The sequence below is a fragment of the Pectobacterium brasiliense genome (assembly GCF_016950255.1).
GTDB classification, from domain to species: domain Bacteria; phylum Pseudomonadota; class Gammaproteobacteria; order Enterobacterales; family Enterobacteriaceae; genus Pectobacterium; species Pectobacterium brasiliense.
The window spans coordinates 404669-419892 of record NZ_JACGFN010000001.1; the positions used below are offsets into that span (position 1 = coordinate 404669).

A 15224-nucleotide genomic window follows, 5' to 3' on the forward strand; every position below is an offset into this window, starting at 1 on the left:
ATGTCCTGATTTGGCCGATTAACGGTATGTCCGTTGCGATCGTACCAAGGGTTATCACCTTTCAGCCAGCGTGCGCAGTTAAGGGCGGCATTTTACGGGAAACGTTGCCTGACGCCAACTTGTGTGACCCACTTACTGCCGATTGATGGCGATTAAGCTAATGAATGAGGGAGTATGTTTCCTGATTGTTACCTGATTTGGGCATTCTTCGTGACGTGGTCACCGCTTTTTGGCCTGAATTCTGGTCTGCCGATTTGTTAAATCGGAAAAAAACTGACCTGACGCAATATTTACCGTGGTAGCCCTATCCATAATGCCTTTCAGGGTTCAGGGGGTATAAATAAGATGGATAAATTACTCGACAGATTTTTGAATTACGTTTCGTTTGATACACAGTCTAAATCCGGCGTTCGGCAGGTGCCGAGCACCGACGGTCAGTTGAAACTGGCGCGTGCGTTGCAGCAGGAACTGCTCGAACTGGGGTTTGAGCAAATCACGCTGAGTAAGCAGGGCTGCCTGATGGCGACGCTCCCTGCAAACGTTGCCTGGCCCGTTCCGGCCATCGGTTTTGTTTCACATATGGATACGTCACCGGACTTTAGCGGCAAGAATGTTAATCCGCAGATTCTGGAAAACTACCGCGGCGGCGATATTGCCTTGGGCGTGGGGGATGAAGTGCTGTCACCCGTGATGTTCCCGGTATTACACCAATTACTTGGGCACACGCTGATTACCACAGACGGCAAAACGCTGCTGGGGGCGGATGATAAAGCGGGGATCGCGGAAATTATTACCGCGCTGGTGCGTCTAAAGACAAGCCAGTTACCGCACGGCGATATTCGTATTGCCTTTACGCCGGATGAAGAAATTGGCAAGGGCGCGCAATTTTTTGATGTCAAAGCGTTTAACGCGCAGTGGGCCTATACCGTGGACGGCGGTGGTGTCGGCGAGTTGGAGTATGAGAATTTTAATGCCGCCTCGGTTCACGTGAAAATCGTGGGCAACAATGTGCATCCCGGCAGCGCCAAAGGCGTGATGGTGAATGCACTGACATTGGCTTCTCGCTATCACCAGCAGGTGCCAGAGAGTCAATCGCCGGAGCAGACGGACGGCTATCAGGGGTTCTATCATCTTCACACAATGAAAGGCTCTGTGGAGCGCGCAGACTTGCATTACATCGTCCGGGATTTTGACCGCAACGGTTTTGAACAGCGTAAACAGACGATGCTGGATATTGCGGAAAAGGTCGGCGCGGGGCTTCACCCGGATTGCTACATTGAAGTCACGATTACCGATACCTATTACAACATGCGTGAGCAGGTTGAGCAGCATCCGCACATTATTGCGTTGGCACAGCAGGCGATGCGGGATTGCGACATCGAGCCGAATATGAAGCCGATTCGCGGCGGCACCGACGGCGCACACCTGTCATTTCAAGGGCTACCGTGCCCGAATCTGTTTACCGGCGGCTACAACTATCATGGCAAACATGAATTTGTCACGCTGGAAGGCATGGAAAAGGCGGTGTCTGTAATTATGCGCATTGCCGAGTTGACGGCGCTGCACGCGAAGCCGTAAGCGTTGCCATTTTGCAGAGATAAAGAAGGCGGGACATTCCCGCCTTCTCTTTGACTAACCCGTATTCAAGATGGGTCTTAATCCGCGAAGTACCAGTAACCGCTGTTAATCAGAACGGTAAGCTGTGCGAGGAAAGAGGGATCTTCCAGCGCGTCGCCCAGTAGTTCTGCACCAATAGCAGGATGCTCAGCCAGCGCAAACAACGCCGCCTTGTGCGTACTGTTCACTTTTTCCCCGTTAACGAAGCAGCTATCGCCAACGCAGAGGACCCGCAGGCCGCCTAAACGACGCAGCGGTTCACCCTGTTGCAGATATTCATACACTTCGCCTGCCTGATAAGGTGGCTCCGGCGGTGAGAGATCGAGCTCGTGACGGGACTGGGAGATGAATTCACCAAACCAGTTCTGGAAATGCTCCGGCTGCTGCACCAGCTCCAGCATCATTTTTTGCAGCGCATCCAGCTCTTGCGGCAGTACGCTGGCGATATGATCGCGGGGTGGAACATCAGGGTCGCTGTAGCGATAGCTGCCGAGTTCGCGGGAAAGCACATAATCCGCAAAGCCGCTGACCAGCTCGCGAGCATTCGGCGCTCGGAAACCCACCGAGTAGTTCAGCGAGTTTTCCAGCGAATAGCCTTCGTGCGGGAAACCCGGTGGGATATAGATAATATCGCCCGGTTCCAGCTCCTCATCAATAATGGCGTCAAACGGATCGACCTGAAGCAGGTCAGGATGCGGACAGTGCTGCTTCATCGGTATTTTTTCACCGATGCGCCAGCGGCGACGCCCCGTTCCCTGAATAATGAAAACATCATACTGATCCAGATGTGGCCCTACGCCACCGCCGGGAACGGAAAATGAAATCATCAAATCATCGGTGCGCCAGTCCGGCAGTTGTCGGAAGGGCTGCATCAAGGCAGAAGAGGGTTCATGCCAGTGATCGACGGCCTGCACCAACAGCGACCAGTTACTTTCCCCCAGATGATCGTAGCTCTCGAAAGGACCGTGGCTTACCTGCCAGCGTCCGTTCTGATGGCTGACCAGACGGCTATCTACCTCGTTTTCTAACGCCAGACCAGCGAGTTCGTCGGGTGATATCGGGTCGATAAAATGCGTGAAACCGCCTTTAATCAGGAGCGGACGTTTTTGCCAGTAGTTCGCTAAAAAATCCTGCCAGTCGAGATTGAGCTGATAGTCCATACTGTTTTCCAGAAACTTGTTTTTTTGAGGAAATGACTGTTCTTGAAGATATGATTTTCCGTGAAATAATCAGTATTTTAAAACAATCAGTATTTTGGCGATAAGTATAGCGGAAGCATCGCGCGCTGTACTGTCTTTCACCCCTCATTCTGGCTCAGGTTCTGGCGGGAGAAAATAGCTTCGACTCGGGCACCGCCCAGTGCGCTGTCGCTGATGAGGATCTCACCCTGGTACTGTTCGATAATTTCGACCGCAACGGCAAGGCCGATACCTTGTCCGGGACGCATACGGTCGGCGCGCTGCCCACGCAGGAAAATCATTTCGCGCTTGCTTTCGTGGATGCCGGGGCCATCGTCATCAACAATCAGATGTAACTTGTGATCGGAGTATTGCACGCTAATTTCGACAAATTCCAGACAGTACTTACAGGCGTTATCAAGAATATTGCCCAGCACTTCCATGAAATCATTTTTCTCACCGACGAAGGTCAGCTCGGGCGGAATATCGAGCGTCAACACCACGCCCTTGCGCTGATACACCTTATTTAACGCGGAACACAAGCCATCTAACAGTGCCGGAACCGAGTGTACTTCACGTATCAGCAGATTATGTTCAGAGCGCACGCTGGCCCGATGCAGGTAATAGCCAATCTGCTGCGAGATGCGGCTGATCTGCGACAGCATAATAGGCTCAGCCTGATCGATAGTGATTTCTTTGCCGGTTCGCAATGCACGTAACGTGGTCTGTAAAACCGCCAGCGGTGTTTTCAAGCTGTGGGTGAGGTCAGTCAGCGTTGTGCGGTACTTATGGTAGCGCTGACGTTCGTTATTCAGCAGGATATTCAGGTTTTTCACCAGACTAAACAACTCGCGCGGCGGATTTTCATCCAACTGATCGCGTGTGCCTTTTTCCAGCTCGGCGATCTGTTTTACCAGATGCTGAATAGGGCGCAGGCTCCAGTGAGCGCCTAGCCAAAGCAGGGGAAGCACCAGCAGAAGGTTGGCGATCAACACATAGCTGAACCATTCCCACACCACGTCTTCCTGCTGGAGTTCCTGCGGGATGCGGTCAACCACGACAATGGTGATGGAAGGGAGATGTTCGGTCTTGGGGTAAACGTTCACGGCGATGGAGTGCGTTAACGCATTGCTGTGCGCCCCGTTCAGCGCCCGCAAGCTGCTCAGCAGCAAGGTGTTGCCCGTTAATACCGCGCTGCTGGTATCGGTGTCGGTATCCAGCTCGTGATAGGCCGTCTTGCTTAACCATTCCGGATTGATTAGCGCTTCCAGCTCGGGAACGTGTTTTTCGCGCCAGAGCATGTTGCCATGTTCGTCGTATATCAACACCAGCGTGGGGAAATTGATATCAACGTCGGGTGGCGTGACGATATTCAGCTGGTTATCGCGCCACTGCGCAAGGCTGTAGTAGAGGTTACTTTCGCCGCGCAGCAAACGGAATGAGGTTTTATCAAAGTTGACGCTGTAACCGATAATGGCGACGACGCCATAGGCGAGCGACAGCGCCAGTACGATGGCCGCTGTCGCGAGTAGAAAACGAATACGAAGCGAGAAGGGCAGCTTCTTATCGCTCATGCTGAGCCTGAAGGGGGATCAATATCAAAGCGATATCCTTGTCCGCGTACGGTGGTGATCACATCCGGCGCTTCTGCCTGCTGAATTTTCTTGCGTAGCCGCCCCATCAATACGTCGATGGTGTGGCTTTCCCGCAGTTCTGCATCGGGGTACAGCTGCAACATCAGCGACTCTTTGCTGACGACCTTGCCTTTGTTACGAATCAACGTTTCGATAATCGTGTATTCAAACGCGGTGAGCTTGATCGGGCTGCTGTGGATCATCATTTCGCGGCGCGATAAATCGATCTCAAAAGGCGGCAGGCTGATGACTTGCGAGGCCAGTCCGCTGTTGCGCCGCATCAGTGCCTGCAAGCGCGCCACGACTTCTTCCATATGGAACGGCTTCGTCACGTAATCGTCTGCACCGGCTTCCAGCACCGCAACTTTGTCCTGCCAGCCTTCACGGGCGGTCAGCACCAGAATCGGGAGCTTGACCTGATGGGTGCGCCAGCGACGGATCATACTCATGCCGTCTTCATCAGGTAGCCCGAGGTCGACAATGGCGATATCCGGCATATTTTCATGCAGAAAATAATCCGCTTCTTTGGCGTCAGACGCCGCGTCAACCTGATGCCCCATTTCGTTCATCTGAACGGTTAAATGGTGGCGCAATAATACATTATCTTCAACGACCAGAATCCGCATCGCTATATCCTCTGTCGAATAGATAGAATGATATTTATCAAAATACCTTTATGCACCCTATCTTTCACGTATGTCGCTCCCGCGTATCAACATTATACGCAGAGAACGTTATTTATTTTATTTGTTAAATTATCCACAGGGAGAATAAACCGGGTATAAACAGGCTGGAAATGGTTGGTGTTATGGAAAACTGGCGGGCAGGGTGCCCGCCAGAGAGAGGTCACGTTCGGGTTTGAGAACGGTTATTTCAGGTCATCGACCATTGCGATAGCACGGCCGATATAGTTGGCTGGTGTCATCGCCTTCAGGCGCGTTTTTTCCGCTTCTGGCAACGCCAGACCATCGATAAATTCCTGAATACCTGCAGCATCAACGCGTTTGCCACGCGTCAGCTCTTTCAGCTTCTCGTACGGCTTTTCAATGCCGTAGCGACGCATCACGGTTTGGATGGGCTCTGCCAATACTTCCCAGTTGTGATCCAGTTCGTCAGCTAGACGATCGCGGTTCACTTCCAGTTTGCTGATGCCTTTCATCGTGGCCTGATACGCAATCAGCGCATAGCCCACGCCGACGCCCAGATTACGCAGCACGGTAGAGTCAGTGAGGTCACGCTGCCAACGGGAAACCGGCAGCTTGCTAGCCAGATGCCCCAGAACGGCATTCGCCAGACCCAGATTGCCTTCCGAGTTTTCGAAGTCAATTGGGTTAACTTTATGCGGCATGGTGGAGGAACCGATTTCGCCAGCAATGGTTTTCTGCTTGAAGTGATTCAGGGCAATATAGCCCCAAATATCACGGTCAAAGTCGATCAAAATCGTGTTGAAACGCGCGATGCAGTCAAACAGCTCAGCGATGTAATCGTGCGGTTCGATCTGCGTGGTGTACGGGTTCCAGTTGATACCCAGCGAGGTAACAAAACTTTCGCTGAACTGGTGCCAATCCACTTCCGGGTAGGCTGCCAGATGGGCGTTATAGTTACCGACGGCACCATTAATCTTGCCCAGAATCTCAACCTGTTGCAGCTGGCGATATTGGCGGTCCATACGGTAAGCCACGTTAGCGAACTCTTTGCCGATAGTGGACGGCGTAGCGGGCTGACCGTGTGTCCGGGAAAGCAGCGGGATATCGCGGTATTCTTGTGCCAGCGTTTTCAGCGCATCAATGATTTGACGCCAGTGCGGCAGGATGACATCGCGGCGAGCGGTATCCAGCATCAGCGCATGAGACAGGTTGTTGATGTCTTCTGAAGTACAGGCGAAGTGGATGAATTCGTTGACGGCGTGCAGCGCCGGAATAGCGGCAACTTTCTCTTTCAGGAAGTACTCAACGGCCTTCACGTCGTGGTTGGTCGTACGCTCGATGGTTTTAATGCGGGCCGCATCTTCTTCACTGAATTCGGCGACAATTTTATCAAGGAAAGCGTTTGCGTCAGCGTCAAATGCAGGAACTTCCTGGATCTCTGCACAGGCTGCCAGTTTTTGCAGCCAACGTACTTCAACCTGCACACGGAATTTCAGCAAACCGAATTCGCTGAAAATGGTGCGCAACGTGCTGACTTTATCGCCGTAGCGTCCATCAATAGGGGAAACGGCGGTCAGTGAGGATAATTCCATCGCAAGCAACTCCTGAGATTAATTTCAATAAAAACGATTAATTTCGATAAGGACAAGTAGTTTTAACAACAATCAATTTCATGACGCTGGCGTTAATCACACCAGCATCGCGCATCGCGGCAAGAATACCATCAATCGGCTGGGCAACGCGCCAATATCTGTTTTGCTTCTTTAACCAACTTGCCGCGTGAAAGCATCAGCTGTAGGCGTCCGCCGCCAATTTGTTGCCAGAGCACCGCAGAACGGATTCCGGCCAACAGCGCAGCGCGTACTTTAGCCTGCACCTGGCTGTTTTTCAGCACTTCCGGTGAACCGGTAACCTGAATACGTGGCCCCAGTGTACTGATGACATCCACATAAATCGCCGCCAGCGCGCTCACAATCGTTTCGGAGAGCAGGTCAAAATGCTCCAGTTGGCGTTCCAACTGCCCGATGCGCTTGCCCAATTCGTCAAGTGCGGCAGACTTCGCATTCAGTTTACGTTCTAACGCAATCAGGCTGAAAGCGTAGCGTGAGAGTTCCGCGCCCGCGCCTTTGTTGCTACTGGTATTCAGAATTCCTAACAGCGTTTCCAGCCCAACTTTCAGGTTCTGCTCGTCATTGCCATAAACGGCCAGCGTGGACGCCGGATTGAGATTCAAAACGCTGTTCAGCGAGGTATGCAGCACATCATTATTACAGCTACCGGTATGGGCCAACTGCTGGACTGCATGCGCCGATTGGCAAATGCCCGCTAGCGCCAGCGTAATTTCATAATAGTTCTTAGCCACGGTTACTCCTGTAAGCGTTCTTCAATGATACCGCCGCCAAGGCAAACGTCGTCCAGATAAAAGACGGCGGATTGGCCCGGAGTCACGGCTGCGACAGGCTCATCAAAACGCACGGTAATGCGATCGTCGCCCAGTGGCGTGACGGTGCAGGGGATATCCGCCTGACGATAACGGGTTTTCACCGTACACCGTAATTCAGCGGTGAGCGGCTGACGATCGACCCAGTGTAGCTGCTGTGCGATTAAACCGTACGACATCAGGCGAGGGTGTTCGTGACCCTGCGCGACATACAGAATATTGTTGGCGACATCTTTATCCACCACGTACCAAGGGTCTTCGCCGCCGTCTTTGACGCCGCCAATACCCAGACCTTTGCGTTGCCCCAGCGTGTGGTACATCAGCCCTTGATGCTGTCCCATCGGTTTGTTGTCGTCGACGGACAGAATCGGACCCGGCTGTGCGGGCAGGTAGCGCGCCAGAAAATCGGTAAATTTACGCTCACCGATGAAGCAAATACCGGTCGAGTCTTTTTTCTTCGCGGTGGCCAGTTCTAGCTCTTCGGCAATTTTACGTACCTGTGGTTTTTCCAGTTCGCCGACCGGGAACAGGCTCTGTGCGATCTGTTCGTGGCTCAGCGTATAAAGAAAATAGCTCTGGTCTTTGTTGCCGTCCATGCCGCGCAGCAAACGGCTTTTACCGTCAACGTCGTGACGACGGACGTAGTGGCCTGTCGCGATGTAGTCTGCCCCGAGATCCTCGGCGGCGAATTCCAGGAAGGCTTTGAATTTGATTTCTTTATTGCACAGGATATCGGGGTTGGGGGTACGGCCCGCTTTGTATTCTTCAAGGAAGAGTTCAAACACGTTGTCCCAATATTCAGCGGCAAAGTTGACGGTATGTAATTCGATACCTAGCTTGTCGCAAACGGCCTGCGCATCGGCAAGATCGGTGGCCGCAGAGCAATACTCTGTGTCGTCATCCTCTTCCCAGTTCTTCATGAACAGGCCTTCAACATGATAGCCCTGTTGCTGTAACAGGTAAGCGGAAACGGAGGAGTCAACACCGCCGGACATACCGACAATCACTTTTTTCTGGCTGTTATCTGACATGGAAGTCTCACGAACTGAAATTTACTGACGCATTGATGCGAAAAACAAGCGGCATATTTTAGCATGTTGAGCCGAGGGCTGCATCGCTATTCCTGCCGCGTAGTCGTCAGGCCATTCACGGCAGGGTTATAAACAGACCTCTGTCTAAAAAGGCCAGTTGAACGCGCCTAGTACGGATAACGGATAGCGTTCTGGCTGCTGATAGCAGCGAATACTTTCGGCCACCAGCGGTGAACGAAGATGGCGCGAATGCAGAATTTCCTCGGCGGTCAGCCAGCGGCAGCATTCGATATCGCTGTCGTGCGGCTGGGTGTCGACCCGCGCAGGCAGATCGAGCGCGAAGCAAAAGCGTAAAAACGGCGTGTTGTCGGGGGCGATCCATTGGTGCAGACGCAAGAAACTCTGCGGTGTGGCCTGAATGCCCGTTTCTTCCCACAGCTCACGGCTTGCAGCCTGAATCAGCGTCTCGTCGGCTTCCAGATGGCCCGCGGGCTGGTTCCACAATAATTTATCGTTAATTAACTCTTCGACGACCAGAAAATGGTTTTCGGCCTGTACCACACAGGCGACTGTCACATGAGGTTTAAACATCCATTATCTCCTTCCATTCTCCGGGTAACAGGTTTTCTACGGTCTGATTGGCCATGCCGTATCGAATCAGACGCAATGTAGGATACCCGATATTTGCCGTCATACGACGGACTTGCCGATTACGGCCTTCATGTAGCGTGATTTTTAACCAGCAATCGGGAATGCTTTTACGCTCGCGTATGGGCGGATTACGCGGCCACAGCCAGCTGGGTTCCGGTACGATCTCCGCACCGGCGGGCAGCGTTTTGCCGTCATTCAGATCTAAACCCGTACGAAAGCGCGTCAATGCGGCGGCGTCAGGAATGCCTTCGACCTGAACGTAGTAAATTTTGGCCGTTTTTTGCGTCGGTTGGGTCAGTCGAGCCTGAAGTTTTCCGTCATTGGTGAGAATCATCAGGCCTTCGCTGTCGCGATCCAGACGCCCGGCGGCATAAATACCGCTAATCGGAATATAATCTTTCAGCGTGCGGCGTCCGGCTTCATCAGTGAATTGCGGCAAGACATCGAAGGGTTTATTGAACAAAACGATGCGGCGCGGCGCGTTGTCAGGCTGCCTCTTTCTCGCCGGCTGTGAGCTGAATCGTTTAACTTTGTGATTTTTAACAGAGAATTTATTCATCATCTTTATAGTCGCGGATAACAAAAGCATTATACTCAAATGGTTTGCGATTGGCGCGGGCTAAATATTCAAGTAGTATTGACACGCATCTTACAAGTCATTAACAAAATTGCGCTCGAAGGAGAGGTTAATGGAAAGCAAAGTAGTTGTACCGACAGAAGGTCAGAAAATCACGGTTGACGCTCAAGGCAAACTGGTTGTTCCAAACAATCCGGTCATTCCGTTTATCGAAGGCGACGGCATCGGTATCGATGTCACGCCAGCCATGATCAACGTCGTTGACGCCGCCGTGAAGAAAGCCTATCAGGGCAAGCGCGCGATTTCTTGGATGGAAATCTATACGGGTGAAAAATCCACGCAGGTCTACGGTAAAGATGTTTGGCTGCCGGAAGAAACACTGGATTTGATCCGTGAATACCGTGTGGCGATTAAGGGCCCGCTGACAACGCCAGTCGGTGGCGGTATTCGTTCTCTGAACGTTGCACTGCGCCAACAGTTGGATCTGTATGTTTGCCTGCGTCCGGTACGCTACTACGAAGGTACACCTAGCCCGGTTAAACAGCCTGAGCTGACCGACATGGTGATCTTCCGCGAAAACGCCGAAGACATCTATGCAGGTATCGAGTGGAAAGCGGGTTCTGCTGAAGCAGACAAAGTGATCAAATTCCTGCGTGAAGAAATGGGCGTTAACAAAATCCGTTTCCCTGAGCAGTGTGGTATCGGCATCAAGCCGTGTTCTGAAGAAGGCACCAAACGTCTGGTTCGCGCTGCTATCGAATACGCGATCACCAACGACCGTGACTCCGTCACGCTGGTGCACAAAGGCAACATCATGAAATTCACCGAAGGCGCGTTCAAAGACTGGGGATACCAGTTGGCGCGTGAAGAGTTCGGCGGTGAACTGATCGATGGCGGCCCATGGGTGAAAATCAAGAACCCGAACACTGGCAAAGAGATCGTGGTAAAAGACGTGATCGCCGATGCGTTCCTGCAACAAATCCTGCTGCGTCCTGCTGAATACGATGTAATCGCCTGTATGAACCTGAACGGTGACTACATTTCTGATGCCCTGGCTGCACAGGTTGGCGGTATCGGTATTGCTCCGGGTGCGAACATCGGTGACGAATGTGCACTGTTTGAAGCCACGCACGGCACGGCGCCGAAATATGCGGGTCAGGACAAAGTGAACCCAGGTTCCGTGATTCTGTCTGCTGAAATGATGCTGCGTCACCTGCAATGGTTCGAAGCGGCTGACCTGATTGTTAAGGGTGTTGAAGGCGCGATCAAGAACAAGACCGTGACTTACGATTTCGAACGTCTGATGGAAGGCGCTAAGCTGCGTAAATGTAGCGAGTTTGCGCAAGACATCATCGACAATATGTAATCTGCTATTCAGTGCAGATGAAAATCAGGGGCCAATTCGGCCCCTTTTTCTTTATGGATGACCAATGCTTTGTGAACCGGGGATGAGCCGGAAATACATGTATTCGGGAATCGGGCTGTGCCAGCCGCCGATGTACATCGCAAAGCCGATCATGCCGAAAAGAATGCCGAGCACCAGTACCGTCATCGCAATACCGGACAATGCAGTTTGTCGCCATAGCGGTTTGGTTGCTTCGCTGCTTTTTTCCTGTGAACCCGAGGGTTTCGTCAGTGAGAAATAAAGCGTTGATGATACTGGGCAGGATTCGACGCAGGTCATACAGGCCGTGCATTCTGCCGTTCTCACCTGAATCAGCTTATCTACTGGGATGTTAGACGGGCAGGCCTTGGCGCACTTGCCGCAATCGATACAGCTGGTGGCATTGCGACGAATCTTGAAGGGCGACAGCAGCGAAAATACCCCCAAGAGTGCGCCGTAGGGACAAAGGTAGCGGCACCAAAAATGGCGGACGAACAGGCTGACAAACGTAAAAAGAAAAACGCAGACTAACGTTATGGTGCCGATATTGCGGAAGAAGCCGAGCATTTTGACGTCGGCGATCAAACCGTAGGGCGACATCAGAAACATATAAATGCCCTGTGCTGGCATTGATAAGGCGATATAGAGGAAAAAGCCTAATAGCAGATATTTCAGGCTACGCAGTGGAATATCCAGCCACTTAGGAAGAATGAAATGGCGGCCAAATATTTTTTTCCCTACAGCACCGACCCACTCGGAAATTGTGCCGATAGGGCACAGCCAGGAGCAGAACGATTTCTTCAGTAACAGGCTGGTGAGAATAAATGCGATAAGTAATAGCATTGACGCAAGGTGGATAGGGGGAAAACTACCCGTTTCCCACGTGAATTTAACGTTCATCAATCCGGCAATTGGCAGCCAACCTTCTATGCCGCCTGGTCTCGACATATAAAGACTCGTGCCGCCAGTTTCAAAGTAGCGTACCCAAAAATAGAAGGTGATGCCGATATAAACGTTGATCGCCAATAGCAGAATTTGCGTTGCTCTGCGCCAGATCAGGGCGTTGCGCCAGTCATTCCAGGGAAGTTTACCGCCAGTGGTTCCGGGGCGGCGTTGCCACCGCTTTCTTGCTTTCTCACTCATTGCTCTCAATTGCCCCCATTTATTTTTTTTCACTCGGTGCTTTCAATACACCGAAGGGATCGTGGGGCAACGTTATCACGCTCGGAATGGTTAAAAATTGATTTGTGCATTATAAATGCGTGTTTGTGGTTTTTTTAGCTGATTGATTTGAATAAGAAGAGAGGTAAGAGTGCGGAAGGGCGGTTTTTTTCTAAGAGCAAACAAAATGAGAGATATAAAAAAGAATGGATACGCAAACGTACCCATTCTATTAATTACCATACGGTATTATCTTTGAATATATCTGTCATGCCTCAAACTGCGTGTGTGGTCCTGCGCCAGCGTATAGGAATACCTTGCTACATTTGCACAATTCTCATGACTTAGGTTATTTTTTATTAAAATAAAAAATTATAGTTGTTATTAAATGTTCTTTTTTATTGTTTTATTTTAATTATCACCTGGGTTTTTAATTCATGGCTTTTTGCATTATGCCTGAGTGTGCTGTTTTGCCTGTAGCTCCTCTTTTCGCATCGTTCTGACAATTTTATAAATCCATTGCAGCGAGACATTATATTTTTTAGCCAGAGCGCTGTGATTGCGCCCGTCAAACTCTTCATAGATTTGAAGATCGCGTTGAGACGCGCGCCAGGATATTCCCATCGGGAAATAAACGTTTTGTCCGCCCCATACGGTCATCATATGTTTGGCAACGGCATTGCCGACCAGTTCGGCGGTTTGTGGATCTAACTCCGTAACGGTTTTGACCGTATCGGCAACGTGTTGAGAAAGCTCGACCAGAAGCTCAGGACCTTTACTGCGAAATTGTGGCTCAGTCATAAATCACCCTATTGTTATGTGTGTTGTTGCTGACGTGAAAACTGGGTTGTTACTTTTGCAGAGACTTCCCTGCTGCTATGTGTCTATTTAAAACTATAGTTGTTTTCATGTCAACATCTTTAGTTTTAATTTAAGTTGTTTTTGGTTGTAAAAAGAAATGACAGCTGGAGGGGGTACACGAAAAAGAGGCCCGATGAGGCACAAAAAAATCCCGCCACAGGGCGGGAAAGGAACAACATAGACAGGATGAATAACACAACATCAACAAGGGTTGGTGAAACAATAGCACGGGGATTGTATAAAACTGTTACGCTAAGGTAAGGTTACTTGGGCGGGGGTAAACGTTTTTTAGCGCTGAAACGTTTGTTGATAAAGCGGTTATTAACAACCCTTTTATAGGCAACATATTGGTTGATAAAACAAACCGGTGTCCGTATCGATCCACCGGCTTTGATGAGCAGAAAAGAGAGCGCTATGGCGCGGGATACCGCCAGTATCGGGCTATAGCAGCACCGAATACCAGAACACACGGCCAATGATCTCGACGTCGGATTCGTAGGCTTCTTCGTCAGTCTCGCGATTGAAGCTATGGATGACAAGAAGACCGCCCGGCTTGCGGTAAAGTTGTTTGATGCGTTTTAATTTGTCGTTGCCGCCGCCTTCCTGAGCGATGGCGTAGAGTTTTCCATCAATGATGCGCTTGTTGTTAGTATCAACCGCAACGGTGGTTCCATCGGGAATGATGGGTTCCATACTGTCGCCCGCTGCCGGGAAACAAAGAACGCCTGAACCGTCCGTATTTGCACCCACCTTACGCAGCGTCGCTTTGGAGAAACGGAGCTTAAAGCCGTTGTAATCCTCACTTTGAATGCGTCCGTCGCCGCAAGCAAACTCAATATCCTTTAAAAAAGGCACTTCCACCTCGTCCTCTGATAGTTCTGTTGTGCTGTCCCAAGCTGATACGGTGCCCCATTCGGATTTTGGCGGAATGCTGGGTTCCTGGAGTGAGCGAGTGACTTCGCTGCTACGCATTGGGCCTTCGCCGTTTGCCAGCCATTCAGGGCGAACATGTAGTGAATTGGAAAGCTCAACAATCTTGGTTGTCTGCGACGCTTTCCCCACCTCGATCTTCTGTATGGCGGCCTGAGATACGCCAATCATGTCGCCAAGTGCTTTTTGGCTAAGCCCTTGTGCAGTTCTGGCGGTTTTTAATCGTTCTGCAAGTGTCGTTTTCATCCGTTCAATGTACAACCTAGGTTGTCATTTATCAAGCAGGTATTAATCTTGTTTAAAAAAAACCACCGCCGTTCGTCATTGGTACGTGTAATAATTGCGTATAAATACAACTTAAAATACGATTTAAGTTGTTTTGCTGTGATGCTAATCCGATGTGGCTGGATGAGATAACGTCGGCATCCCTAAGCGCTATCGCTTGATTATCAAAAATCCTAATAAGTGTCAGGTAGTCATAGTATCGTCTTATTCCACCCCCTGATTTGCTTTAAACGTGTGAGTCACTTGATCTAAATCACAATCTTGCCGTATGCGTTTTGCTTTTATGGAAATCCCGCTGTGGGAAATATAACCAATAAATTCGTTTCATTAAGCATACGCATGACTGCGTGTCGCGGAGGATGTATGTCTGTAATTCGCACGTGTTTAAGTCTGTTTGGTGGTGATACGGTCATTGTTCGGTGTACAAATACATTTGAAGTGCAAATGAGCAGTAGTGAACAGGAAACCATGACTGAAGCGAATAGCACTACGCAGGATTCTATTTGCCGTCATGCGGAAGGCGAAGTGTATTTAACGGTGCCTTATACCGGGATTTGGGATGTCGTGATCCGAGCAAAAAATGATACACCTGAGCATTCAATAACCTATTTCCCCGCCTGATGACACTCTGGTTGGTTATATTCTGTTAATAACTTGATAATATGTTGTCGTTATCCGGTCATGAGTTCTTGAATATACCAACCTTTCCCTTCCTTTTCTCTCTCATCGCGTAACGTTGTGAGTGCGTCGGTATCTTTCTATTTCGCTTTTCATCTATTATCTTAATTGATGCTTCCACTTGTTATTATTAATGATTCGCAGGGGTGA

The 15224-nt window shown here is 50.5% G+C and carries 14 protein-coding genes; 3 read left to right on the top strand and 11 right to left on the bottom strand.

Annotation, left to right across the window (positions count from 1 at the left end; genetic code table 11):
- Positions 1 to 345: 345 nt before the first annotated feature.
- Positions 346 to 1578, top strand: coding sequence for a peptidase T (gene pepT, locus H4F65_RS01830; RefSeq protein WP_010275770.1), 1233 nt, complete (start codon positions 346 to 348; stop codon positions 1576 to 1578).
- 77 nt (positions 1579 to 1655) lie between these two features.
- Here pepT and H4F65_RS01835 read toward each other — a convergent pair whose 3' ends face one another.
- From H4F65_RS01835 to rluE, 8 genes are all read right to left on the bottom strand, one after another.
- On the bottom strand, positions 1656 to 2777 hold the full coding sequence (locus H4F65_RS01835) for a ribosomal protein uL16 3-hydroxylase (protein WP_010275766.1): 1122 nt from the start codon (positions 2775 to 2777) through the stop codon (positions 1656 to 1658).
- Positions 2778 to 2914: 137 nt separating this feature from the next.
- A complete protein-coding gene (gene phoQ, locus H4F65_RS01840) occupies positions 2915 to 4369 on the bottom strand; it encodes a two-component system sensor histidine kinase PhoQ (RefSeq protein WP_010275763.1) in 1455 nt (484 codons plus the stop codon).
- Positions 4366 to 5055, bottom strand: coding sequence for a two-component system response regulator PhoP (phoP, locus tag H4F65_RS01845; protein ID WP_010275760.1), 690 nt, complete (start codon positions 5053 to 5055; stop codon positions 4366 to 4368). Before phoP ends, phoQ begins: the two co-directional genes overlap by 4 nt.
- Before the next feature lie 242 nt (positions 5056 to 5297).
- A complete protein-coding gene (gene purB, locus H4F65_RS01850) occupies positions 5298 to 6668 on the bottom strand; it encodes an adenylosuccinate lyase (RefSeq protein WP_010275755.1) in 1371 nt (456 codons plus the stop codon).
- 131 nt (positions 6669 to 6799) lie between these two features.
- A complete protein-coding gene (gene hflD / locus H4F65_RS01855; protein WP_010275752.1) occupies positions 6800 to 7438 on the bottom strand; it encodes a high frequency lysogenization protein HflD in 639 nt (212 codons plus the stop codon).
- A gap of 2 nt (positions 7439 to 7440) precedes the next feature.
- On the bottom strand, positions 7441 to 8547 hold the full coding sequence (gene mnmA / locus H4F65_RS01860; protein ID WP_010275749.1) for a tRNA 2-thiouridine(34) synthase MnmA: 1107 nt from the start codon (positions 8545 to 8547) through the stop codon (positions 7441 to 7443).
- A gap of 144 nt (positions 8548 to 8691) precedes the next feature.
- Positions 8692 to 9138 carry an NUDIX hydrolase gene (locus H4F65_RS01865; RefSeq protein ID WP_010275746.1) on the bottom strand — a complete coding sequence of 149 codons (447 nt, stop codon included), beginning with the start codon at positions 9136 to 9138 and terminating at the stop codon, positions 8692 to 8694.
- Positions 9131 to 9757 (bottom strand): 23S rRNA pseudouridine(2457) synthase RluE, encoded by a 627-nt coding sequence (gene rluE / locus H4F65_RS01870; RefSeq protein ID WP_010275743.1) that lies wholly within the window; start codon positions 9755 to 9757, stop codon positions 9131 to 9133. The genes H4F65_RS01865 and rluE overlap by 8 nt, the downstream gene beginning before the upstream one ends.
- Before the next feature lie 130 nt (positions 9758 to 9887).
- On the opposite strand from rluE, the gene icd reads away from it, so the two are divergent.
- Positions 9888 to 11141 (top strand): NADP-dependent isocitrate dehydrogenase, encoded by a 1254-nt coding sequence (icd, locus tag H4F65_RS01875; RefSeq protein ID WP_010275741.1) that lies wholly within the window; start codon positions 9888 to 9890, stop codon positions 11139 to 11141.
- Positions 11142 to 11192: 51 nt separating this feature from the next.
- Here icd and H4F65_RS01880 read toward each other — a convergent pair whose 3' ends face one another.
- From H4F65_RS01880 to H4F65_RS01890, 3 genes are all read right to left on the bottom strand, one after another.
- Positions 11193 to 12302: a 4Fe-4S binding protein gene (locus tag H4F65_RS01880; protein ID WP_039319602.1), complete on the bottom strand. Its 1110-nt coding sequence runs from the start codon at positions 12300 to 12302 to the stop codon at positions 11193 to 11195.
- Positions 12303 to 12770: 468 nt separating this feature from the next.
- Positions 12771 to 13121, bottom strand: a complete 351-nt coding sequence (locus H4F65_RS01885) for a Mor transcription activator family protein (protein WP_010275738.1) — start codon at positions 13119 to 13121, stop codon at positions 12771 to 12773.
- 501 nt (positions 13122 to 13622) lie between these two features.
- A complete protein-coding gene (locus tag H4F65_RS01890) occupies positions 13623 to 14357 on the bottom strand; it encodes an XRE family transcriptional regulator (protein WP_010275736.1) in 735 nt (244 codons plus the stop codon).
- A 483-nt stretch (positions 14358 to 14840) separates the two neighbouring features.
- Here H4F65_RS01890 and H4F65_RS01895 point away from each other — a divergent pair, with 483 nt between their 5' ends.
- Positions 14841 to 15017 carry a hypothetical protein gene (locus tag H4F65_RS01895; RefSeq protein WP_226313270.1) on the top strand — a complete coding sequence of 59 codons (177 nt, stop codon included), beginning with the start codon at positions 14841 to 14843 and terminating at the stop codon, positions 15015 to 15017.
- Positions 15018 to 15224 lie beyond the last annotated feature (207 nt).